General features: G+C 42.4%; 22 protein-coding genes. 10 read left to right on the forward strand and 12 right to left on the reverse strand.

Features of this window, described 5'->3' with window-relative positions:
• Positions 1-198 precede the first annotated feature (198 nt).
• The 3 genes from AC59JO_RS22155 to AC59JO_RS22165 form a co-directional block, all read right to left on the reverse strand.
• Positions 199-879: a DJ-1/PfpI family protein gene (locus AC59JO_RS22155; protein ID WP_497308060.1), complete on the reverse strand. Its 681-nt coding sequence runs from the start codon at positions 877-879 to the stop codon at positions 199-201.
• 11 nt (positions 880-890) lie between these two features.
• Positions 891-1,982, reverse strand: a complete 1,092-nt coding sequence (locus AC59JO_RS22160; protein ID WP_497308062.1) for a polysaccharide deacetylase family protein — start codon at positions 1,980-1,982, stop codon at positions 891-893.
• A gap of 485 nt (positions 1,983-2,467) precedes the next feature.
• Positions 2,468-2,803 carry a winged helix-turn-helix transcriptional regulator gene (locus AC59JO_RS22165; protein ID WP_497308064.1) on the reverse strand — a complete coding sequence of 112 codons (336 nt, stop codon included), beginning with the start codon at positions 2,801-2,803 and terminating at the stop codon, positions 2,468-2,470.
• 273 nt (positions 2,804-3,076) lie between these two features.
• Between AC59JO_RS22165 and AC59JO_RS22170 the strand changes: the two genes are divergently transcribed.
• Entirely contained in the window at positions 3,077-4,570 is a 1,494-nt protein-coding gene (locus AC59JO_RS22170; RefSeq protein WP_413670553.1) for a TonB-dependent receptor, read from the forward strand.
• Between the two features lie 344 nt (positions 4,571-4,914).
• Here the strand turns inward: AC59JO_RS22170 and AC59JO_RS22175 are convergent, their stop codons facing one another.
• Positions 4,915-5,391 carry a hypothetical protein gene (locus AC59JO_RS22175; protein ID WP_413670552.1) on the reverse strand — a complete coding sequence of 159 codons (477 nt, stop codon included), beginning with the start codon at positions 5,389-5,391 and terminating at the stop codon, positions 4,915-4,917.
• A 4-nt stretch (positions 5,392-5,395) separates the two neighbouring features.
• Positions 5,396-6,358: a heme-binding domain-containing protein gene (locus AC59JO_RS22180; protein ID WP_497308066.1), complete on the reverse strand. Its 963-nt coding sequence runs from the start codon at positions 6,356-6,358 to the stop codon at positions 5,396-5,398.
• 210 nt (positions 6,359-6,568) lie between these two features.
• On the opposite strand from AC59JO_RS22180, the gene AC59JO_RS22185 reads away from it, so the two are divergent.
• The 3 genes from AC59JO_RS22185 to AC59JO_RS22195 all read left to right on the forward strand — a co-directional run bounded on the left by AC59JO_RS22185 (position 6,569) and on the right by AC59JO_RS22195 (position 9,141).
• Entirely contained in the window at positions 6,569-7,639 is a 1,071-nt protein-coding gene (locus AC59JO_RS22185) for a serine hydrolase domain-containing protein (RefSeq protein WP_497308068.1), read from the forward strand.
• A gap of 13 nt (positions 7,640-7,652) precedes the next feature.
• Complete coding sequence (locus AC59JO_RS22190; protein WP_413670549.1) at positions 7,653-8,213, forward strand: AraC family transcriptional regulator; 561 nt, start codon at positions 7,653-7,655, stop codon at positions 8,211-8,213.
• Positions 8,214-8,409: 196 nt separating this feature from the next.
• On the forward strand, positions 8,410-9,141 hold the full coding sequence (locus AC59JO_RS22195) for a heavy-metal-associated domain-containing protein (RefSeq protein ID WP_413670548.1): 732 nt from the start codon (positions 8,410-8,412) through the stop codon (positions 9,139-9,141).
• A gap of 186 nt (positions 9,142-9,327) precedes the next feature.
• On the opposite strand, the gene AC59JO_RS22200 is transcribed toward AC59JO_RS22195, so the two are convergent.
• Together AC59JO_RS22200 and AC59JO_RS22205 are read right to left on the reverse strand one after the other, a co-directional pair.
• Positions 9,328-9,558: a hypothetical protein gene (locus AC59JO_RS22200; RefSeq protein ID WP_090532876.1), complete on the reverse strand. Its 231-nt coding sequence runs from the start codon at positions 9,556-9,558 to the stop codon at positions 9,328-9,330.
• A 118-nt stretch (positions 9,559-9,676) separates the two neighbouring features.
• Positions 9,677-10,042 (reverse strand): response regulator, encoded by a 366-nt coding sequence (locus tag AC59JO_RS22205; protein WP_413670547.1) that lies wholly within the window; start codon positions 10,040-10,042, stop codon positions 9,677-9,679.
• A 209-nt stretch (positions 10,043-10,251) separates the two neighbouring features.
• Here AC59JO_RS22205 and AC59JO_RS22210 point away from each other — a divergent pair, with 209 nt between their 5' ends.
• Positions 10,252-11,262, forward strand: coding sequence for a LacI family DNA-binding transcriptional regulator (locus AC59JO_RS22210; protein WP_497308071.1), 1,011 nt, complete (start codon positions 10,252-10,254; stop codon positions 11,260-11,262).
• A gap of 128 nt (positions 11,263-11,390) precedes the next feature.
• Here the strand turns inward: AC59JO_RS22210 and AC59JO_RS22215 are convergent, their stop codons facing one another.
• The gene (locus AC59JO_RS22215; protein WP_413670545.1) at positions 11,391-12,020 is read right to left on the reverse strand and encodes an NAD(P)H-dependent oxidoreductase; all 630 of its coding nucleotides are present in this window, start codon (positions 12,018-12,020) and stop codon (positions 11,391-11,393) included.
• A gap of 345 nt (positions 12,021-12,365) precedes the next feature.
• Positions 12,366-14,621, reverse strand: a complete 2,256-nt coding sequence (locus AC59JO_RS22220) for a transglycosylase domain-containing protein (RefSeq protein ID WP_497308073.1) — start codon at positions 14,619-14,621, stop codon at positions 12,366-12,368.
• Between the two features lie 115 nt (positions 14,622-14,736).
• Here AC59JO_RS22220 and AC59JO_RS22225 point away from each other — a divergent pair, with 115 nt between their 5' ends.
• From AC59JO_RS22225 to AC59JO_RS22235, 3 genes are all read left to right on the forward strand, one after another.
• Positions 14,737-15,825, forward strand: a complete 1,089-nt coding sequence (locus AC59JO_RS22225; protein WP_497308075.1) for an Mrp/NBP35 family ATP-binding protein — start codon at positions 14,737-14,739, stop codon at positions 15,823-15,825.
• Between the two features lie 31 nt (positions 15,826-15,856).
• Positions 15,857-16,135, forward strand: coding sequence for a NifU family protein (locus AC59JO_RS22230; RefSeq protein WP_091210217.1), 279 nt, complete (start codon positions 15,857-15,859; stop codon positions 16,133-16,135).
• A gap of 120 nt (positions 16,136-16,255) precedes the next feature.
• On the forward strand, positions 16,256-16,888 hold the full coding sequence (locus AC59JO_RS22235) for a hypothetical protein (RefSeq protein WP_497308077.1): 633 nt from the start codon (positions 16,256-16,258) through the stop codon (positions 16,886-16,888).
• A 268-nt stretch (positions 16,889-17,156) separates the two neighbouring features.
• On the opposite strand, the gene AC59JO_RS22240 is transcribed toward AC59JO_RS22235, so the two are convergent.
• The 3 genes from AC59JO_RS22240 to modA are packed head-to-tail and all read right to left on the reverse strand — an operon-like array spanning position 17,157 to position 19,243.
• Entirely contained in the window at positions 17,157-17,783 is a 627-nt protein-coding gene (locus AC59JO_RS22240; RefSeq protein WP_497308079.1) for a sulfate/molybdate ABC transporter ATP-binding protein, read from the reverse strand.
• On the reverse strand, positions 17,780-18,451 hold the full coding sequence (gene modB, locus AC59JO_RS22245) for a molybdate ABC transporter permease subunit (RefSeq protein WP_497308081.1): 672 nt from the start codon (positions 18,449-18,451) through the stop codon (positions 17,780-17,782). The genes AC59JO_RS22240 and modB overlap by 4 nt, the downstream gene beginning before the upstream one ends.
• Positions 18,452-18,466: 15 nt before the next feature.
• A complete protein-coding gene (modA, locus tag AC59JO_RS22250) occupies positions 18,467-19,243 on the reverse strand; it encodes a molybdate ABC transporter substrate-binding protein (RefSeq protein ID WP_413670540.1) in 777 nt (258 codons plus the stop codon).
• Between the two features lie 221 nt (positions 19,244-19,464).
• Between modA and AC59JO_RS22255 the strand changes: the two genes are divergently transcribed.
• Together AC59JO_RS22255 and AC59JO_RS22260 are read left to right on the forward strand one after the other, a co-directional pair.
• The gene (locus AC59JO_RS22255) at positions 19,465-20,949 is read left to right on the forward strand and encodes a glycoside hydrolase family 30 protein (protein ID WP_497308083.1); all 1,485 of its coding nucleotides are present in this window, start codon (positions 19,465-19,467) and stop codon (positions 20,947-20,949) included.
• A 190-nt stretch (positions 20,950-21,139) separates the two neighbouring features.
• On the forward strand, positions 21,140-23,050 hold the full coding sequence (locus AC59JO_RS22260) for a 7TM diverse intracellular signaling domain-containing protein (protein ID WP_497308085.1): 1,911 nt from the start codon (positions 21,140-21,142) through the stop codon (positions 23,048-23,050).
• The last annotated feature ends 635 nt before the right edge of the window (positions 23,051-23,685 follow it).

Genomic DNA, 23,685 nt, shown 5'->3' on the forward strand with positions numbered 1-23,685 from the left:
CTATAGATAGATCTGATTTATGCGATTTACCATATAATTCAGAAAAATTGCTCCATTTGCCTTTGAACATTGCAACATCAACCCTACATTAACAGGAAAGCCATCGGGTAAAATCCGACGGCTTTCCTGCTGACCCGTAATCGTATAATATTATTAGCCAATGGCTTCCGCTATATTATCCTTTGGCTATTCCCCCGGTTAACGATGTTCAACAATATTACCAAGCAATTTCAGCCTTACATCAAATGCCTGTTGGGTTAGGTCCATGGCCTGCTGTACAATACGCGGCTCGGCTACTTTGGGCGAACCGGCATTGAATGGCGGCAGGGGCGCATATTCAAGTAATAACTGTATTGTTTTAGCCATATCCTCACCACCCAGCAAGGCAGTTAATGTCAATCCAAAATCTATGCCGGCTGTAATACCTCCCCCGGTTATCCGGTTCCTGTCGGTAACAACGCGTTCATCTACCGCTTCAACATTGAGTATTCTCAATAATTCGAGAGATCGCCAGTGGGTAGTGGCTTTGTAGCCCTGTAGCAATCCCGCTGCGGCCAATATTAGTGATCCGGTACAAACAGCTGTAATGTATTGCGCCGTTTCCGCCTGCATTTTAAGAAAAGCGAGATATTTTTCATTTGTCAATATCGGGGTGATCCCCTTTCCTCCGGGTACAAAAAGGATATCTGCGGGCGGGCAATTATCAAATGTATAATCGGCCTTCAAATATGCGCCTCCTTCGGTTTGAATCGGATTGGTATTTTCCGATACTATCCGAATATTAAAACATGCCGCTCTTGAAAATACTTCATACGGTCCGGCAAAATCAAGCATGGTAAGCTCCGGAAACAAAAGCATGCAGATGTTATATGTTTTCATTTTATGCGTTTTTAGTTATGTTTAAAATCAGGTGCTGTTAGTTTATCCCTTCTGGCCTGTAATTCGCGCCAGGTTGTCAAAATGATGCCTTGTTGGCGTATAAACTGCATTAATGCAGGATCTGTCATCGCAAGTAAATCGGCCTTACGGGTATTGCCCGAATCTGTAATATGGCCAAACGCCTCTGTTGGTGCTGTGCAATGGATCAGGATGACAGTAATGCCTGGCTTAGCCTCCTGTAGCAAAGCTTTATACCGCTCTGTTTTAAATTGTCTTAAGTTTTCATCGGTTGCTTCTTTATCTTTAGGAAAAACCCAATCGTAGCTTGATATATAAAGATCATCTACCACTGCCAGACCTGCATTCCAAATTCTTTCACCCGTTTGCTGAATTCCTTTTAAAACAGAGGCATCCACTTCTTTCTGATCTTCTTTTTTATCACCCAATTTTTTTAACCCGGAAAGTGGCCCCTCCTGTAATTGCTTCAAAAGTAAAGAGCCATGACCGGCAGCAAATAAAATAGGGATATGTGCAGCGATACCAACTTTAATATAGCGGTCCAGATATTCGGGAGAGGACCATAAAGTACCCATATGCGTATCAAGGTGGGTAGGATTAAAGCCCATTTCCCGCGCCCGCTCCAACTGTGCCCAAATCTCTGCCTCCACCTGGTCTGCCGAAGCATGACGCTGCACATCGCTTACATTATTCCACATCGCGCCCCCCTGATCACATAACCCGGGCGACTGTTTGCAGCCCGTTAATGGCACCCAGCGATAACCATCCCATTCGGAAGTATGTGTCAAATGCAATCCCGCATCTGTACCGGAATGCTCCCTTAAATATTTAACCATGGCCGGTACCCAGGGGCAGGGCATCATTACGCTAACGGAGGTGGCCACATCACCATTCAATGCCTTTATAGCACCATCATTTGAATCATATGACATGCCTGCATCGTCGACATGAAAAATAACAACCTTGTCGGTTTTGCTCCAGCCTAACCGTTCGGCATAGGTGAGCGCAGGCGAATTTTGTGCTGCCCCCGCCAGGACATTAAAAGAAAAACCCAGCATAATAATTACATTTTTATAATATTTCATGATTTCTGTTTAATAGAAAATAAAATGATTAAGCGTTCGAACTGCTTTAACACAAAGTAATAGCCGATTCTTTTAACCTGCAATAAGTCAATTTTTTATGACCTGCAACATTTTATCCAAAGGCACGAAATCAGCATTATTATCGAAGCTCTTTTTCTCCAGGCCGGCGCTTCCGTGAATAACTTAAGGGCAAGAGAGGTGCTGTTTTGAGCAACACAGCCACGCTTCTCTTTTTTGGGGGTATTTTAGAAAACAGCAAAAAACTCCGGTCATAAATATTTGACTAATTGACCGGGTAATGAATTGACTGTTTATTTGCAGATATATACGGCTTCCCCATTAAAACAGTTTGCCGGTTTTAAGAGCCCGCGGTTTATAACAAGATCCGGGATTTAGTTGATGTAATTTCCTGATGTGATGTTACGATGCGTTCCGGGATGAGATCCGGAGCGCATTTTTTATTGATTTGCGCTACTTTATATCTATCAGCTAACAAGATGCTTATCCACCGTTATTGCCGGGGGGATCAATTTCATTTCTTCAAGGCATTTGAAAACGGGAATAAAAGATGCACCTTTTTCAGTAAGGTTATATTCTATATGAAGCGGTTTAATCCTGATAACTTCTTTTTTCAGAATACCACTTTCTTCCAACTCCCGTAATGCCGATGCTATTGCCTGCCTGGAGGACCCCGGCAAAATCCTGATCAACTGGTTAAAACGCACCGGCCCAAAAGATGCATAACGAAATATACATGGTTTCCATTTCCCAAACAGAACTTTCAAAAGATATTCACTCGGACAGCTTGATATCATCTCCATAAATTTATAAGCACGGTTTAACTATCTCCCCTCATGTCGCACATAATTTCAAATATATGTTTTTATTTCCTGCTGTTGGTAAATGGCTTATTATCACTTGCTACGAAAATTTTTTTCGGTAAATACCACTTTCCGGAAAAGCAGAACGCTTAAAAAACATGTTTCAACGACATTTTATGATATAATCTTAACACGCCTTCGCTTAAAAAAGTGTAATTTTAGGCCTTCTTAGATTATACTACTGGTAACAGTCAACTATAATAATTTATGGGTATGAATGCCATTCACAATAAAGATATTGGGACCAAGCAAAAAGCGCTGGCCATTAATCTTAACCCCGAAATTTATGGCTCATTTGCCGAAATTGGAGCCGGACAGGACGTAGCAGCAAATTTTTTTAAAGCCGGTGCATCATCCGGCACTATAGCCAAAACCATGTCGGCCTATGACATGCTTTTTTCAGATGCTATTTACGGGGTACAACAAAGCCGCCGTTATGTGAGCGAGCCCCGGTTGATGGCCATGTTGAGTCATGAATACGGCCTCATCATTGAGCGCCTTGGTGCGCAGCGTGGCGACACATCCACCTTTTTTGCTTTCGCGGATACTGTATCGGCCCTTAATTATAACAAAACCAACGAAGGCCACGGCTGGATGGGCGTACGCTTTCAGCTGGAACCGAACGGGCAATACAACGATGTGATCATCCACGTTAAACTGCTGGATAATGATAATAACCTGCAGCAGCAGGCCGTAGGTATATTGGGTGTAAACCTGATGTATGCCTGTTTCTATTACAACGAGATCCCCCCGGTATTCCTGCTGTCGCTGATGGATAACCTTTCGCGCGATAGGATCCAGATTGATATGATCCGCTTTGAGGGCCCCAACTTCACCAAGGTTGATAACCGCCTGATGAGTCTTCACCTGGTAAAATATGGTTTTTCGGATGCTGCATTGTTCGGGCCCGACGGTAAAAACCTGCAACCATCTGAAGTATTATACAAAAAACACATTGTAATGGTTCGCGGCCGTTTCCGCCCGGTTATCAATGTTCATATGGACATGTTAAACACGGGGGTTAAGCAGTTTCTCCAGGAATCAGATGTTGACAAGGAAAATGTTGTTGTTGTTACCGAACTTACGCTCCAGGCGCTTAAGGAACGTAACGCCGATATCAATGCAGATATCGACGAAAAGGATTTCCTTGATCGTGTAGATATCCTTGGCTCCTTAGGGCAAACGGTAATGATCTCCAACTTCCACGAATATTATAAGCTGGTGGCTTATCTGTCAAAGATCACCAAGCTTAAAATGGGTGTGGTGCTTGGTTTCCCTAACCTTGAATATATCTTCTCCGAAGAACATTATAAAGATTTGCCGGGTGGTATTTTGGAATCATTCGCCACGTTGTTTAGCCGTAAGGTAAAGCTGTTTATATATCCTACCCTGCGCGATGGCGTGATCTGGAATTGCCTGCGCTTTTACCTGCCGCCTCACCTGATAGATTTGTACCGCTACCTGATAGCCAACAATAAAATAGAAGATATCAGGCATTATAACGAAAACAACCTCAACGTTGAAACTGATAATGTGCTGGAGCTGATAAAACTGGGAGCCAACGGCTGGGAAGAGTTTGTACCTGCCGAGGTAGCTACAATAATTAAAGAACGCCGCCTGTTTGGATATGCTTCAGGATTGGAACCGGTGAAAGCGCTTGAAGCTCCTCCAAAAGACGGGGACCGGACTGAAATAGATATTGCTTAAAAGCAGAAGCTTAACGCTGATTGAGGAGCTTTTCTTAAGTACCCTATTGGGAGCTCTCGTGTGGACACCTCTTTAAAGAAATGTGATCTCGATAGAGCAGCAGCGGATCGGGTGGTGGAGCGAAAGAGAAATCTTCTACATCTGGTTCTAAAACTATGCCTGTAAAAGCAGGGCGTAGAAGATTTCTCCTCACCTCTGGCGCACAAACCCTACCCTTGGCTCGTCGAAATGACATTTTTTTTATTAATGATAACATTAAAAAAGATGTGTTCATACGATAGATTTCAAGAAGGGGAATCCCACAGCCCTATGCTTTTTTCAAGTTAATAATCCCTTTTCATTAACTACGGCAGAACTGAAGGTTTTTGCCCAAGGATATATTTAATCCTTTCAGTTTGGCCCACAGTATCCGTTTTTAAGTCGAGGGATTTACCATTTAGTTGCTCATAATTAATAACGACATTATTGCCCGATGAAGCGGTTTTAATCACTTCCACCGATTCAACATCCGAAGGGATCTTCGCGCCGAACCAATGGTCATCATCCTGCTGTTTCCAGGTTACCAGTATAAAAACTTCATTGGCCGCAATTATCTTATTGCCTTCAATCGCTGCTTTTAGCGCAAACTCATTACCATAAAGTGTTGAAGCCGTTCCCCTGGTTTTATTAACAAAGGAAGTGATCACTTTAAGGCCATCAAGGTTATACTTCGGCGAAGCTGGTAGCGCCGCCCTGGTGTTGTACAATTCAACCTGTTTATTATCAGAACAGGCCGCCAACATTAATGTGCATGCTGTTAGTAAACTATATAATGCTTTCATGGGTTTAGTGTTTAATGGGTTTGGTGAATACAAAATCTTCGGCAGCCATGGGTTTGTGGCAACTCATACACTCTTTGGTGAATAATACATTGGCCCCGCCATAAGGAACCATTTTGGGCGTTTTAAACCTCGCCCAGCCCCATCCGTAGGTAGACGCATATTTTTTATCATCTTTTATCATGTATTCTACCTGTTTAAACTCACCGGTGTGGGTAGTGCCGTCCTTATCCTGTAGTTGCGCCCAGGCTACCTTGGCAAATATGGCGCCGTTTGGCCATGGGTGGATTTTGTTTTCTTTAATGGCTTTAACTGCAATGTCGTTACCAAAAATTACACGAAGGGTGTTATTATCAAAACGTTCGGTAGTACTGATAGGCTGCCAGTTTTTATAATCTGGAATGTAAGAGATCCCATTCGCTGCTGTTGGCAGTTTGGTGATTGCTGCTTCATTTTTTTGCCAGTGTTGATATTGTTTATCTGCTGCATTAATGGCAGCGGTATCAGCAGGTTTGCTGTGCACCATCCCTGCGAGATAGTTTTTTAATACAGCAAGATCCGCCGCTGATACCTTCGCTTCTGTATGAACAGCCATATAGCCAGGTAAAGGCATGGCGCCCGCTATGATCTGGTTGATCGATTCCCAGAGTTTTCCTTTTTGATCAGCCGTGGCAAGCTTGTTCCATTCCGAAAAATTAAGATCGGCCCGGCCATCCTTGATATGCGATGCAACGCCCCAGTAAACAGGGACTATCTTATCGTACCAGCGTAAATTGGTGTTGTTAGAGTGGCAATCATAACAGGCACGTTGAATAATGGCCTTAACATCAGCCGGAGCCTGAAAGTCGCCCGTTACGGGAGGATTAGCTACATCGGGGCGTACAAACTGAATGCTCACAAAGCCTGCAAATAAGATCAGGATAATGATGAATGCTTTTCGTTGATATAAAGGTTTCTTTTTGGTTTTCATGGCCTTTCGGTTTTGTAATACAAAGAAAAGTACAATGCACAATAATCAGCATCGCTATTAGGTGGGCGGGGGAAAACAATCGTTAAACGCGTAAAAAAGGAAGTTGAAACTACAAAACAAGCCGTTTTTGTGCCAACCTGCCTAAAACAGCATATCCGAATAAACTTTAAATTAGCTTAGCTGTCAAACAAGCTCATAAATCATTTAAATATGAAAGCCAAACTACCCTTTATCCTATGCCTATTACTGCTTTGTACCATCAAAGCCAATGCGCAATATAACTTCAGCAAGGTTGATAACTGGTTAGACGATCATGCTTCAGAAATGGGCGGCCGGGTGGTGCTTGTTGTTTATCAAAACGGCAAGCTTGTTTACAATCATGCCGTTAATGATATGAATATGAGGCAAAAGTTTGTTAGCCGCATGGTTGCCCGCAAACAAGGCAAAAAGGCCGATCTGGATGATTATACCTCTACATCACGGGTGGCCATTGCCAGTTGCAGCAAATGGCTCAGCGCAGCTTTGGTAATGACCTTTGTTGACGAGGGAAAGTTAAAACTTACAGATACCGTTGGTAAATACCTCCCCGTGCTTTCACAACATGGCAAGGGAGGGATAACCATTGGCCAATGCCTGTCGCATCAAACCGGTATCAAAACCCCGCCATTAAAAGAAAGCCTGGAAGATATGCGCCAGGAAAACTCAATGGACGATGCTATAGCTGATATTGCCGCCATGCCAATGGAAGGGACACCCGGAAAAGTTTTTCATTACAGCAATGCCGGCCTGCAAATTGCCGGAGCGATCATCGAAAAAATTAGCGGCAAAAGTTTTGAAACCCTTTTTGCCGAGCGCATTGCCCGCCCACTCAACATGCAGCACACCGATTTCGGCAACGCTAAAGTGGCTTTACCAGCTGGCGGAGCCTACAGTACATCCGAAGATTACCTGACCTTTTTGACGATGATCATGAACCGGGGCACTTTTAATGGCAAACGCATCCTGAGCGAAAACAGTATAGCCGAGATGCAGGTAAACCGGCTCACGCCAGATGTAAAGATAGCCTACTCCCCTGCCGAGGCCGGTGGATTGGGTTACGGTTATGGCGAATGGGTATTTGATGCACATACTGTAAGCAGTCCGGGGCTATTTGGAAGTTTTCCGTGGATAGATAAGGATAAAAGATATGCCGCCTTTTTGATGACTTTTTATATTAAAAACGATGGCAGGCAACAACGCTACAAGGAGTTGAAGCAACTGGTGGATGAGGCTGTAAAATAGTAGTTTTGCAGCCATGAAGCTGTATATAAAAAATATGGTTTGCAGCCGCTGCAAAATGGTGGTGAAAAGCGAACTTGAAAAAGCGGGTTTGCAACCTGTTATGGTAGACCTTGGTGAGGTGGAAGTTAAAGAGGCCCCTACCCCGTCACAGCTTAAGCAATTGGAAAGTTCGCTGAATAATCTTGGCTTCGAACTCATTGATGATCAAAAAAGTCGCCTCATCGAACAGATCAAAACCCTCATCATTGAGCATGTTCATTATTCTGAAGTACAATCGCCATTAAAGCTTTCTGCCCTGCTTACATCAAAACTTAATTATGATTACGGCTATTTAAGCACCCTGTTTTCGGCCGTAGAAGGCTCAACAATTGAAAAATACCACATTGCGCAACGAATTGAAAAAGTAAAGGAGCTGCTGATCTATAATGAGCTTAGCCTTTCGGAGATTGCTTTTCGGTTAGGTTACAGCAGCGTTGCTCATCTATCCAGCCAGTTTAAACAGGTAACCGGGATGACGCCATCGGCCTTTAAGGCATTGCAGGGAAGTAAGCGCAGGAATTTGGAAGATATATAATTAAAGCACTAATTTTAGTCGAATTGAAACGAATTACACAAATTTTCCTCCGCTTTTATTCGTGTAATTTGATCAAATCGTGGCCGCCTTGCTGAGCATTCGTGCTAAACTGTAAATCTTATAAATCATATCCATAATACTATAACGGCTCCCCTACCTGCTCACGGTAATTTTGTATCAACAATTACAAATTATCATGACACATACATATAACATCACCGGCATGACCTGCACCGGTTGTCTCACTAAAGTTCAAAGCTTATTACAACAAGTTCCTAACGTTGAAAAAGTTGATATTTCATTGGCAGAAGGTTCTGCTGATATTACCATGAAAAAACATGTATCAACGGCCGATCTTCAGCAAGCCCTTGCAGCTTACCCTAAATATCAGCTCAGCGAAGCGGAAGCTCATCATCCCGTTATGAGCATGACCGATGATACTGAAATCCGTACCTGGCTGCAAACTTATAAACCCATCCTGCTTATATTCGGTTACTTGCTGGCTGCTTCATTAATTGCAGGTTACAGCAGTTCTTTTAACATCATGACCATGATGCGTATTTTCATGGGCGGTTTTTTCCTGATGTTTTCTTTTTTTAAACTGTTGGATATTGCCGGTTTTGCCGACAGCTACAGCATGTACGATATTGTGGCCAAACGCTGGCGCGGATGGGGTTACGCTTATGTTTTTATTGAGTTGGGCTTAGGTCTCGCTTTTGCGCTAAACATAGCCCCGGTAACCGTTAATGCTATCATGGTTATAGTAATGACTATAAGCCTGATTGGTGTACTGCAAAGCGTTTTCAACAAAAGGAAAATCCGTTGTGCTTGCCTTGGCGCGGTGTTTAACCTGCCCATGAGTACCGTTACCATTATTGAGGACAGCCTGATGATTTTGATGGGGGTTGTGATGCTGGGATTGATGTAACAGGCGCTCAAAATAGCTATGTTATTCCGATAGAGCTGGGAAGATCATGAGCATCGGGGGTGAAAGAGAAATCTTATACGCGCGGCTTGGTAAATCATACAGGCAATTTGCCGGGTGTATAAGATTTCTCCTCACACCACTATATTCCTTCGCCCGTTCGTCGAAATGACATTTTATTATTCGCTCTTACATCCTGAACCGCAAAGCAACCGATCTGCCCAAAGCCTGTGCAAACTCCGGGTCAATTACCGGGCCTTCGCCTTTTTGCACCCATACACGGCGGGCATCTTTTTGGAGGATTATCTTCTCGCCATTTAACAGGATCTCAAGTTCGCTGGTGGTTGGGGTAATTGGCGAGGTGTTAATTTGATACACGTGGTCGGTATCATTAAAAGTTATTCTTAGTGGCAATCCCATCTTTATCTTCTCTTCGGTAAACATACATATCCCATATTACAAAAGCAACAGCAGGTTGAAAGCATTACTATTTTTTAACATAACTAATTAATTTACAATTGATTATTTTAAAATTTAGTTATGCAGCCAGCTGTAGTTCAACCTTGCGGATCAGGCTGTTCATCCCAAACGGCTTATGCAAAACGTCGTCCGGGGCTCCTTTTTGTGAATTGTGATGCCCCACTTCTTCATTTTCCGAACACAAAATTACACGCAGACTTTTGGTGGCCCGGTTCAATTTAATTAGCCGGCACAGCTCGTGGCCATCCATACTTTTATCGGCAATATCCAGGATCACCAAATCCGGGTGGCATGCTTTTATAACATTGAAAATTTCATGCACATGGGTTGATGCAGCTACTTCGTAACCGTTGCCGAGCAAAATATAGGTCATTACTTCTATCATCAACTCGTTATCGTCAACTATCAAAATTCGCTTTGCCATAAATCATGCCACGGGAACTATACCGTGGATTATACAAAGTGCATGCCATTGATTAACTTAGAGTTAAGCATTTACGCCCCCTGCCGAAAGTGTGTGCCAGCACGGCTATCTTTTGTAATGATATTTTAACAATTATGCTCCTGATTATTAAACACAATTGATCTGTTTTATTACATTTGGCACATAGTAAATAGATTTAGCGGGCAAAAATGGACAATATCAATATCAAGAAACTGGCAAAGGAACTTAATATATCCACATCAACTATATCGAGGGCTTTTAACGGAAATACTGATATTAATAAAGATACTAAAGAGCGGATCCTGGCCTACGCCAAGCAGCATAACTATTTGCCCAATCATTATGCAAGCAATCTGCGCGATAAAAAAACCAATACACTGGCCGTTATCGTTCCTGAAATAGCCAACGATTTTTTTTCGCAGGCCATAAATGGCATTGAAGAGGTTGCCCGTAAAAAAGGTTTCTATATTTTGCTTTACCGTACCGATGACGTTTTTGAAAAGGAAGTTTCGTTTGTAAACTACCTTAACAATGGCAAGGCCGATGGCATCATCATGTCGGTATCCGGCGAAGCCAACGATCACAACTATCTTCGCCAATTGGAGAAAAAGCATGTGCCTGTTGTATTTTTCGACCGTGTTTACGAAGATATCGAAGCCGCCAAGGTAACCACTAACGACTATGACAGCAGCTTTGCTGCAACCGAACATCTCATTAAAACAGGCTGCAAAAAGGTAGCCTACCTGGTGGTTAATAAAAGTATTTCGATAGGTAAAGTGAGGATGCAGGGTTATATGGACGCCCTGGCTAAACATAAGATAGCGTTTGATGATAACCTCGTTATCGACTGTAGCAACGATGAAAAAATAAACTATAAGATCCTGAAAAAAGCCTTACAGGAAATCAGGCCAGACGGCATTTTCAGCTCAGTTGAGCGTTTAGCGTTTGCTACCTATTATGTTTGCAATGATCTTGGTATTTCTATCCCTAACGACTTGAAAGTGATCAGCTTTTCAAGCCTGAGAGTAGCCCCTTTACTGTCTCCTCCCCTTTCAACCATAACACAGCCGGCTTATGAAATGGGTGTAAAGGCGGCGACATTATTGTTTGATGTGCTTGAAAATAATGGCAATACCCCAAAAAAGGAACATGTTTTAAAATCGAAGTTGTTTATCCGGAAGTCTTCGGCTGGTTCATAGTTCATGGTTGATGGTTCATAGCAAGACAGCAGATACATAAAAAAGAAACAGGCGATAGAAATAATTCCATCACCTGTTTTTGCAAGATGGCTATGAACTATGAACCATCACCCATGAACTATAAAAATTTACGCTTCAATAAAAAGCTCGCTTTGCGGGCGGCGTACTTTCAGCATTTTGCTGTATGCGTCGTCTTCCGCACGGAAACCTACTGCAGCAATAACAGTGGTAGTTAATCCTTTTTCTTTAAGGCCGAGGATTTCGTCAAATTTCGAAGCATCAAAACCTTCCATCGGGGTAGCATCAACACCAATTTCGGCAGCTTCGGCTAATAAAACACCTAAAGCAATATAGGCTTGTTTGTGCGACCATTCAACTTTTTGTGCATCTGTACGACTGGCCAATGTACCTAATACCATTTGCTCGTAACCGATAAGGCTTTCGCGGGCAATACTACGAGTTGAAGCAACAAGGTCGATGAATTTCTTACCGAAATCCTCGTCAAGATTAGTTAATGAGGCAAATACAAACAAAGCCGATGAATCGGTGATCTGCGCCTGGTCATACCCTACAGCACGTAATTTTTGTTTGGTTTCGGCATCCTGTACAACAATCACTTTATATGATTGCAAGCCTAATGATGATGGTGCTAACTGGATAGCTGTTTTTAATGCTTCTAATTGTTCTGCACTTATTTTTTTAGTGGGATCGAATTTCTTAATGGCCGATCTCCATTGTAATTTTTCTACTAATGACATGATTATCTCAATTATTGAAACAAATATACATGTTTAAACATATAAGTTTAAACACACAAATGTCAAGAGATAAATACCCCCCTTTATTTTGCTTACAATTTGATCAAATTACACGAATTTTCATTTTAAATTTATCATAGTACAAGCCGGGTTTGCACTAATTGTATTTAGCTGCCGCGGGTTTTTCAACCATGGTTTCAGCTTTCAGCCGAACCTAAGTAAGCCGAAAGCTTACAAGATGCTAACCAAGAATTACGCTGCGCTAAACTCGCGGCAGTGGGTATAAATACAAAACGGACATTCTACTAAGCAGAATGTCCGTTTTAACCTCCCTGAAAAGAACTTTTACGGCATCTTATCCTTCAACTCCTTTTCCTTTTCGTCTTCTTCGTTCCTTAATCGACGTTTTTCCTGCCTTACTTCTTTTCGCGTTCGGCCGCCGGTGGTGTCTACTGCGTCAATCTTCAATTTATACTCGGCTTTAAGCGCTTCTATCTGGGCTTTGATTTGTTCCTTTAACGTTTGCTCTTTTTGTTTCTGCTTTTCTTCGGCTTTTTGTTCGGTGGTGTCCTTTTTACCAAAAAGGCGCTGGAAGAAATTTGGTCGTTTTACCGGCTCTTCAACTACAGGCAAAATACTGTCATCGTCTGCACCGCCCTGTTTCATGAGGCTATCCGCAGTAGCGGTATCAACAGGCGCAATCTGGCGGCGCAGGCTTTCTCTTAAACGTACCTCGTAAAAGCCGTAAGCATTGGTATCACGGGCAGTATATCCTTTCATGGCCATCAGTTTACCTATCAGGTTAAAATAGCCGTGCAAACCCGGTCGTAAGGTACCATCCGGCTGAAACGCGTACAAGCCCCCTTTAGGATAAGGCACAATGCTGGCCAGGTAAATACTTTCGCCGAGACTAAGTTCAGATGGCGCTTTGCCGAAATAATAGTGCGCGGCTTCCGATATACCGTAAATATTACGGCCCCATTCAATAATGTTGAAATAAACCTCCAGCATCCGGTCTTTGGTCATGATGCGGTTATTTTCAATAAGCCATACTATCAGGATCTCTTCTATTTTACGCGATAAAGTTTTTTCCCTGCTCAGGTAAGCGTTTTTCACCAGTTGTTGTGAGATTCCGCTGCCCCCTCGTTTATACTTTTTAGTTTTAAAATCGGTAGCTATCGATTTGCGGATGGCTTCCATCACAAAACCATGATTGGTGTAAAAAGACGGGTCTTCGGCAGTCATAACTGCATTCCTTAAATTAGGCGAGATCTGCTGCAGTGGGGTAAACTCCGGGTTTTCGGGGCCTATCAGGTGAGGCGCCATTGGTTTGCCTTTTTCATAAGGCGTATATATAAACGGACTGTTAAGCTTACTTAAATCGGTACGTCCAAATTTAAGGATCCGGAAATTGTCCCTATCCATGCCCGAATCAAATATCAGGTCATCGGGTTTTGACGAATCCATATAAAAATTCATATGATAGTTCAGCTTTCCGGCAACCTGGATACCGTCGAGCGCGTCAAACATCCCGGTTGGGAACGAATCAAAAATATCAGTTGCATTAAGCCACCCGGTATTCAGTTTCAGTTCATAAATTTTAACCGGGTTTAGCGTGTATTTGATATAAGGATGTGCGGTTAGTTTTTTTATATGGATAAGCGAAGTACTGTCAATAGATACATAATTGGAACCTACTTTAACATCCGCATCAATGGCAGCTTCCGGGAACACAATGTCGGAAGAAGAGATGCCCGGGTGACGGATCAGTAAATTCTTAACCGACCACGAGCCCGAAATTGAAGTTTCACCGCTGCTATGATCCTCCTTAGTTAATTTAGTTTGCAGCGTATCGAAATTAAGCTTCAGGTTAAATTTCTTTTCGATGATTGGCAGCTCAACCTTTTGGTGATTATCGGCATAAAGCATTACATCGATGTCTTTATCCGAGGGGTGCATTTTGCCGGCAAAATGCCAGGTAGCTTCACCATCGTTAACCTTTATTGTCGAAGTCAATTGTCCGTCTTTGATCTGCGCGGTCTGGGCTAAAAGCTTTAGCTGTGCACTGTCATTTTTAAAACTGATATTAAAATTATTGAGCGATAAATTATCGGGAATCTTGTAAAGTACCTCATTGATCAGGTTATGGGCAATATTGCTTAAATCGGCTTTGTTGTTGGTTGCTGTCGAATCCTTTTTCTTCTTAAACAGGAAGTCGAAATTTTTAACCCCGTTTTTGTCAACGAGGCTAATAAAACCATCCTGTAGTACAACATCTGATAGTTTTACCTCGCCAAGCAACAAGGGCATAATGCGTACACTTACTACAAAGTTTTTGATACTTAGCAAACTGTCGCGCCCGTCAGGCACAATGCTGATGTCGGAAAAAGAAACCGTACTAAGTCCGGTAAACCGGGCCGATCCTATTTTTACATCTAAATTATAATCTCTCTTCGCTTTTAATTTAGCTTTGTTGATGGCTTTTTCGAGCAGGGCGCCACGTTTTGAGTAGGCAACATATCCGCCGATAAGCAGAATAAGAATTAAGGGAACGAGAATGTATGCGGCTATGCGTATATATTTAGGATTAAGGCGCTTCATTTGTTAATTTTATCCAAAACTAAACTAAATCTTATCCCCTGCAAACGGTTGTTTTTGCAAATTGTTTCCTGATAAACTCAATCAACGCCCCGTTTTCATAAATTTGCCTCATATTATGACAATTACTAAAGAACAAGTATTACAAGCATTGGGTAATGTTGAAGAACCGGACTTAAAAAAAGACCTGGTTACACTTAACATGATCCAGGATATTCATATTGATGGCAACAACGTTAGCTTCTCGGTAATCCTAACTACCCCGGCATGCCCGTTAAAAGCGATGATCGAGAATGCCTGCCGCAACGCTATCCTGCATTTTGTAAGCAAGGATGCTGTTATCAATATCAACATGACCTCGCGGGTTACCACTCAAAAAAACACCGGCGTACCGGGTGTTAAAAATATCATAGCAGTGGCATCGGGCAAAGGTGGCGTTGGTAAATCAACCGTTGCGGCCAACCTTGCTTTAGGTCTTGCAAAATCAGGTGCTAAGGTGGGATTGATAGATGCCGATATTTACGGCCCGTCGGTACCAATCATGTTTGGTTTGGAAGGTGCCCGCCCTATGGCCAGCCAGGTTGACGGCAAAACCCGCATTGAGCCGATTGAGAAATATGGCATCAAATTGCTGTCGATAGGTTTCTTTGCCGATCCTAACCAGCCTGTGCCATGGCGCGGACCGATGGTATCAACCGCAGTAAAACAATTATTCAATGATGCCGACTGGGGTGATCTGGATTACCTGGTGATCGACCTGCCGCCGGGTACGGGCGATATCCACATTACGGTAACACAAAGTTTCCCGGTAACCGGTGCTGTAATTGTTACTACACCACAAAATGTGGCGCTTGCCGATGCTAAAAAAGGCATTGGTATGTTTATGATGCCTGCCATCAATGTGCCGATATTGGGTGTGGTTGAAAACATGTCGTACTTTACACCTGCCGAACTGCCCGAAAATAAATATTACATTTTTGGTAAAGGCGGAGGCCACAAACTGGCGGAGATATTGGAAGTTCCCTTTTTAGGCGAAATCCCATTGATTAAAGGTATCAGTGATTCAGGCGATGCCGGCAAGCCTACCGTACTTGAAGAAGACGGCCCAATGACTACAGCTTTTGTTCAAATGGCCGAGCGTGTTGCACAACAGGTGGCCATATCAAATGCCAAAGCACTAAGTGCAGAAAATGTTGTAAATAATTAATAACTTTACATAACGTTATAAATTAATAAAAATGAGTTTATTAAATCAGGTTGAAGCAGCTTTAGATACTATCCGTCCGTATTTGGAGGCTGATGGGGGGAATGTTTCTGTTGAGGAGATAACTCCTGAAAATGTGGTTAAATTAAAGCTGCTGGGTTCATGCGGATCATGCCCAATGAGCATCATGACCCTTAAAGCCGGTATTGAACAGGCTATTAAAAAAGCCGTGCCCGAAGTTACCGCCATTGAGGCCATAAATCTAACGGACATTGATGACCCTAATGCCGTGCTTCCCGAAAACTTAAGGTAATTGTTAAGTATTGTTAAATCCCCGGATCAATTTGTGGATATGACTTACTTTTGATGAAGTTTAAAAACTATTTTGACTTTGGCAGCGTAATATATGTTGAGTTAAGTAGTTAATGGTTTTATGAAATATTTAGTTGGCCTGTTGTTTATGTTTGTATCACTGGGTGCTTTTGCGCAAAGCAAAGATCGCCCCGTTGTGCAGTTTACAGGCATCACACATAATGCGGATAGCATCAAGATCACTATTCCGTACGTAACCATTACCAATACTACGGCACATAATATCGTTAACGTATCCAACTATAAAGGTTATTTTTCATTTGTAGTGCATGAACGCGATACGCTTCGTTTTACCTGTGTCGGCTATGCGCCGGTTACCGTGGTTATCCCGTCAAACCTGCCAAACGAAAGCTATACTACCCAGGTGTCTCTGAAAGCGCAGATCATTAACCTGCCCACGTTCCACGTATTTCCGTGGGCAACTACCGATGAGTTTAAAAAAGATTTCCTGGCTATAAAACTTGCTGATGATGATCTGGAAATAGCCCGCAAAAACATCAGCAAAGCCACCCTATCTGCCCTTTACAATACCTTACCCCGCGATGCCCAGGAAATACAATCGGCCAATGCACAAAGCATGCATACCACTATCCTGAACTCCCATTCGCTTACCCCAAATCCGCTGTTAAACCCGCTTGCCTGGGGCAGCCTCATCAAGTCGATATCTGACGGGGATAAGAGCAATAGTAAATAATTAAGCTTTTTTGTTGTCTCATTTTTGCCGGTGTTGGTATTGTCGCCCACAATGGTAAAATGAATTAAAAAAATAAACGCCACCGCATAACTTGCGCTCATCTGTGATGAGTGCTTAACATGGGCTTACGTTTATAACGTAAGCGCCGCGTAAATGGCGTTACAAACGCCAAACTACATTAAGCACTCGTTTTTAACGAGCGCAAGTAGAAATATATTTAGTTTGTGTTTAGCCGGAGCCAGGGGGAGACGGGGTATTTATAAAATGCTTAAATCAACTCCTCAAAATCCATCACCTCCCCTTCAAACATCTCCAGCTCCTTCAAATTATGGCTTACTATAATGGTAGTAATCCCTAATTGCTTAAGTAAAAGCTTAAGTTCGGCAATCAATGTAGTTTTCATTTTACTATCCAGTGCCGAAAATGGCTCGTCCATCAAAAGCAGCTTTGGCTTAATGGCCAGCGCCCTTAATATTGCCAGGCGCTGTTGTTGCCCTCCTGAAAGATGATCGGGCTTATGATTAATAAACTTATCCAGTTGCCCAAGTTTTAGTAATTGCTTTATCCAGTCCGCATCAGTTGTGGCATACTCCAGATGCTGCTGTACTGTCATGTTCGGGAACAGGGCATAGCTTTGGAACACGAAGCCAACATTTCTTTTTTGGGGAGAGAGATTGATCTTTTGCCCAGCGTCAAACCAGGTAACACCATCAGCTACGATCTTTCCGCTTTCAGGAGAGCCCAGGCCAGCTATTATTTTCAACAAGGTGGTTTTTCCCGAACCGGATGGCCCTAAGATTTTAGTGATGCTACCCGTATTAAACAGCCTGTTTATTTTGAGCGACGGCCTGTCGTGATAGGCCTTTAGCATTATTTCGATATCTACGCTGATCATGCTAAGGGACCTTTCGCCTGGTATTTATTGAATATAAAAACAGATATCACCAAGATAAACGTAATGGAAAATAGAATTAGCGAATAATTATTAGCCGATGCGTAATCCATCTTCTCAACCGAATCATATACCGCAATGGATGCTACTCTTGTAACTCCCGGGATATTCCCTCCTATCATCAGCACAACGCCAAACTCGCCAAGCGTGTGGGCAAACGTTAATACCGCAGCGGTTAATAGTGACGGTTTAATATTGGGCAACAGCACATATCTAAAAGTTTGCCATTCGGTTTTACCCAATGTGTAAGATGCCTCGGCCAATGATGCCGGTAACTGCTGCAGGGCAGATTTTACCGGCCCCACCATAAAAGGCATGCTATAAATTACCGAAGCCAGGATCAGGCCCGGAAACGAAAAAACCAATTGCACGTCAAAGGTATCATGCAGCCACTTTCCCAAGCCATGCTGCGGACTAAAAGCCAGCAACAAATAAAAGCCCAGCACCGATGGCGGCAGCACCAAAGGCATGGTAATAATTGCTTCAATAATGATTTTAATAAAGGACCTGCCTTTTGAAAGCCACCATGCAAATGGCAGCCCGATAAGCAGCAACAACGGCGTGGTAATACCAGCTAATTTTAACGTAAGCCATATGGGCGATAAGTCCATCAATAAAAATACAAATTATTGTACCCGGTAGCCATAGGTCTTGAAAATACTTTTGGCGGCAGGACTTAAAATGTATCGATAAAATTTATCTGCCGATGAATTATCAGCTCCATGCTTCAGAATCACGATACCTTGCTGTATCGGCTCATAGGTTTTTGGGTCGATGATTTTGTAATATAATGGTGTTTTATTACCAAGTTCCTTCACCAGCGATTGCGTGGTGAAACCAACATCGGCTACACCTGTGGTGATATAAGTATTTACTTGCGATATGCTCTCGCCATAAACTATCTTGGGTTTGGCATCATCTAAAATCCCTTTATCCTGAAGCGATTGCTCAGCGGCTTTACCATAAGGAGCAATAGCAGGATTAGCCACCGCGATCTTTTTTATCCTGGCCGAAAGCAACAACCTCTCCCAGTTTTCAAAACCAATGTTTTGCGTACTGCAGATGATGAGGCTACCAGAGGCATATACCACCGGTTTTTCTTTTGCGAAACCATTTTTAAATAAGGTCTCCGGAAAGCTCATATCTGCAGATAAAAACACATCAAACGGAGCTCCGTTGCTGATCTGCGCCACCAGCTTACCTGATGATCCTATTACAGCATCTATAGTAATACCCGTTTTTTGCTTAAATTCTTTTTGCAAAACCTCCATTACAGGCTGCAGGTTGGCCGCAGCCGCAACCCGGATATTTTGTGCATTTGCTGTTAAACGCGCTGCAAACAGCAGTACTAATAAAAAAAATATAATTTTTTTTGGCTTGGTATTATAATGTTCGATTCGCATTGGTTTTATAGTTTTTTGCTTTACAGGCAATCGTTTCGTTTGGTATTAAAGCGTATCATAATTTCTTAAAACTGGCTATTTAATACCTCTGCACCACAAATATACGCTTGTTATAGCCATTAGCGGTTCATATATTAGTCATGTTAAGCTGTCAAATAAACCAATTTTTAATAAAGTAAAGCCGCTCAATTTTATGTAAACCGGTTTTAAATGTCCCTCTGATGAAAAATAATTTTACAAGCGTTCTGTTAGCCTCATTTATTACAATCGGTATTTTTAGCGGTGAAGCCTGCGGTAAAAAATCAACCGTAACGCCAACACAAACATCTCCAGTTGTTATGCCGCCGGTGGTAACACCAGCTAAAAGCGATGTTGCCATGTGGCTCACCACTGCCGATCAGGCTACCGCTTTCACTAAACAAAATGTAACTATCAATTTTGGTACAACGGCGGGGAGCGGCTCAACCATTAATATCAACGCAGCCACTACCTACCAAACCATTGATGGTTTTGGTTACTGCCTCACCGGAGGCAGCGCTATGGTGCTTAATAAATTAACAGCCCAAAAGCAGGACGAAGTATTAAAAGATCTTTTCTCCACCGATGATACCCATATCGGTGTAAGTTATCTCCGCATCAGTATCGGCGCATCTGATATGAGCGCTACAGATTACACTTATGATGAAGTTACCCCCGGTTTAACAGACGTGGATCTGAAAAACTTTTCTATCGATGCCGAAAAGGCCGATCTCATTCCTGTATTGAAGAAGATTCTTGCTATTAATCCAAACATTAAAATATTAGGCAGCCCCTGGACAGCCCCTACCTGGATGAAGGTTAACACACTTGGAAACAATGGATTTAAAGGCGGCAGTTTGAATACCGCTTATTATGATGCCTATGCCCGCTATTTTGTAAAATACATCCAGGCTATGAAAGCCGAAGGCATTACCATTGATGCCATAACCCCGCAAAATGAGCCATTAAACGCTTACAATAATCCGGCTATGTATATGCCATCAAATGAACAAGCAAATTTTGTCAAAAACAACCTTGGCCCGCAATTCAAAGCAGCCGGTATTACTACTAAAATCATCGTTTATGATCATAATGCCGATAACACCAGTTACCCGGTAGATATTTTCAGTGATGCTGCGGCAAACCCTTTTGTTGATGGATCGGCTTTCCACCTGTATAATGGCGATATCAATGCGCTTAGCCCGCTGCATGATGCCTTCCCAAGCAAAAACCTTTATTTCACCGAACAATACACCCCATCAAATGGCGGCTTTGGCGGCGATTTGTCATGGCATGTAAGCAACCTGATTGTTGGCGCAACCCGCAACTGGTGCCGCAATGTACTGGAATGGAACCTCGCCACTGATACAGAATACGGCCCGCATACGGATGGCGGCTGTACCACCTGTCGCGGTGCGCTAACTGTTACTTCATCATCCGCCGTTACAAAAAATGTGTCTTACTATATTATTGCGCATGCCTCAAAATTTGTGAGGCCTGGTGCTGTAAGGATATCATCTGATAGTGTAGCCGGATTACCAAACGTTGCTTTTAAAAATACCGATGGCAGTATGGTTTTAATCGTACTAAATTCAAGCGGAGGCCAGCAAACCTTTAACTTTAAGATAGATGGAAAAACAGCCTCGAGCACTTTAGCCAACGGCTCGGTGGCTACTTATGTATGGTAATACCCGTATTTTAGCAACATATAGCTAAAAATTAACATTTTAAATAACTGTATAACATACTTTTAATAGGATTAGAAAAATAAAAATATTATAATTGTATCCGGCCTGACGCTAACCAAACAACCATTTCATTCGCGCCTGTAGTGAATCCAACATTACAGGTGCGAAAAACATTCATTTTGCTGAGCCTATGTTTAAACCGTTACTGAGATTTTTTATCGGTATTGTTGTGTTTTGCTTATGCTTTTCAACAAGCATAAAAGCCCAAACTACGGTACAAATAAACGACAATGTAAACCAGCATATTTTTGAATACAAACAGATTGTTTATTTTGAAGATACAACGGGTAAACTTGGCCTCGATGGTATTCATGCCGCTTATTTAGCCGGCAAATTTGCATTTAACCCCGAGCCAACTCCCGTTACCCACCATAACAACTCCGCCTATTGGTACCGTATCAAAATTGGCAAGACCCATGCCTCCAATAATAACTGGATCCTGGAATTTTTTGATCAAACTATCGACAGTATTACTGTTTATTCGCCTGTTAAAGATACCTACAGGGCAACATCCCTGGGCAGCAGCCACCCTTTTGCCGCCCGTTTTTACAAACACAAAAATTTTAGCGTCAATATCAACAGTAACGTTGGGCCTGATGATGTTTATTATATCCGCATCCGCTCGGGGCACTCAGTAAATGTGATCATGGTATTGCGTACCGTAAGCCGCTTTATTGGTTACGCGCTCGATGAATATTTCTTCTTTGGCATTTTTTACGGCATGATCCTGGTTTTTGGCCTGTACAATTTTATGATGTTTATAGCCATGCGCCAGGTCCAATATCTGTATTATATCGTTTATAACCTAAGTATCGGCCTGTACGAAATGTGTGCCGACGGCATTGCCTACCAGTACATCTGGCCAAATAATCCCGGCTGGAACAATTATGCCTATGGAATCGCCCTGTTCTCGGCCAGCATTTTCGCTATCCTGTTTGCTCAAAGCCTGCTCAATTTAAAAGTTAATGCCCCTCGTTTAAACAAGGTGATCAAAGGAGTTATCGTTTTCAGGTGTATCTATTTCCTGGCCTGTATCACTGTTAATATGGCTTGGTTTAACTACAAGATCATCGAATTTTTGCCGTTAAGTATTTCATTTTACGCCGGCTGCTATGTTTTGATCAAGGGTTATAAACCGGCAAGGTTTTTTGTTATCGGGTATACCTTCCTGCTCACAGGCTTTATTATTAAAACCTGTATAGCGTTAAACATCTGGTGGTTGCCCGTTACCGAGTTTGATTATTACAGCCTCAGCGTTTGTTTTATTATGGAAATGCTTTTTATCTCTTTTGCTATTGGCGATAAAGTGCGGATCCTGAAAAAGGAAAAGGATATCGCCCAGCAAAACATCATAACGCAGATGAAGCAAAACGAGGAGCTGAAAGATACCCTGAACCGCAGCCTCGAAGCCCAGGTACAGGAACGTACCCGTGAACTGGTTGAAAAATCATCCATGATAGCCGAGCAAAACGAAGAACTTAAATCAGTTAATGAGCTTTTGCAACAACAGGCCGAAGAGATTTCGCGCATGAATGTCCTGCTCGAAAAGGATAACATCATCCTGCATAATGATATTGAAAAAGTAACCCACGACAGGGTGATGCTCACCGAGGTTGATTTTGAAGAGTTTAGCCGTATTTATCCCGACCGGGAAACCTGCTTCAAATTCCTGTCCGACCTGAAATGGGAACATGGCTATGCCTGCCGCAAGTGCAGCAACACCCACTACGGTAGCGGGCACCTCCCCTACAGTCGCCGGTGTTCAAAATGCGGTTATGAAGAATCGGTAATTGCTTATACCATACTGCAAAATACCCGCATCCCTATTAATAAAGCTTTCTACATGATCTTCCTGATGTACTCAACCAAAGGCAAGATCTCGTCACATAAACTCTCCGAAATCCTTTCCATTCGTCAAAGCACTTGCTGGGCCTACAGCTCGCGCATTAAAAAAGTAATGGAGCAGCGCAAAAAAGAGATCAAAAACGCAGGTGATAAAGGCTGGAGTAAGCTGGTGATTGATAACAGCACGAATGCCTGATCAGGCTTATAATTTAAGCGAATTTCACGAATTTTTTCCACTCCTAAATGACGCAAGTGTTGCACCAAATGGCGCAAGTCTTGTGCGGCTGCTGGTGGGTGGATGACTTGTGACTTTACTGTCCGGAAAAAACTATATCTGTAGAAAGTCACAAGTCCCCCCGGGCGCTACTCATCACACAAGACTTGCGCCAGTAAAAGAAGAAGATCCTTCATTCTTCAGGATGACAGCCCTTCTCACTTAATTATACCTATATTTTTTATTCCCTCTCGTCTTATTTATTTATAGCTCAAAGCTATACCTACTCATTTTTTCTTTAAAAGCAATTGCGAAGTAAGCGTATCACAAAAAAAAATTCATTGCAACAAAAACGTTGCACAGGCTATTTAAAGTAATTTTTGCTGTTTTAAACAATGTGATGCAAGCGTATTAAAACATACATAATACACTATAAATCAATTATTTATGAACATTTTACTTGATCAATCCGTTTAAATTCCTGTAGATTTGCTACAGCCAATTTTAAGCTACACATAGCTCTGCTTTATGGAAAACAGCATTATACAGGTGCATTCGCCCCAAAACAATGCTTTGATATTCTTAAGCGGCAGTTAAATATCATTATACATATTTAG

The organism is Mucilaginibacter sp. A5337, assembly GCF_059690695.1.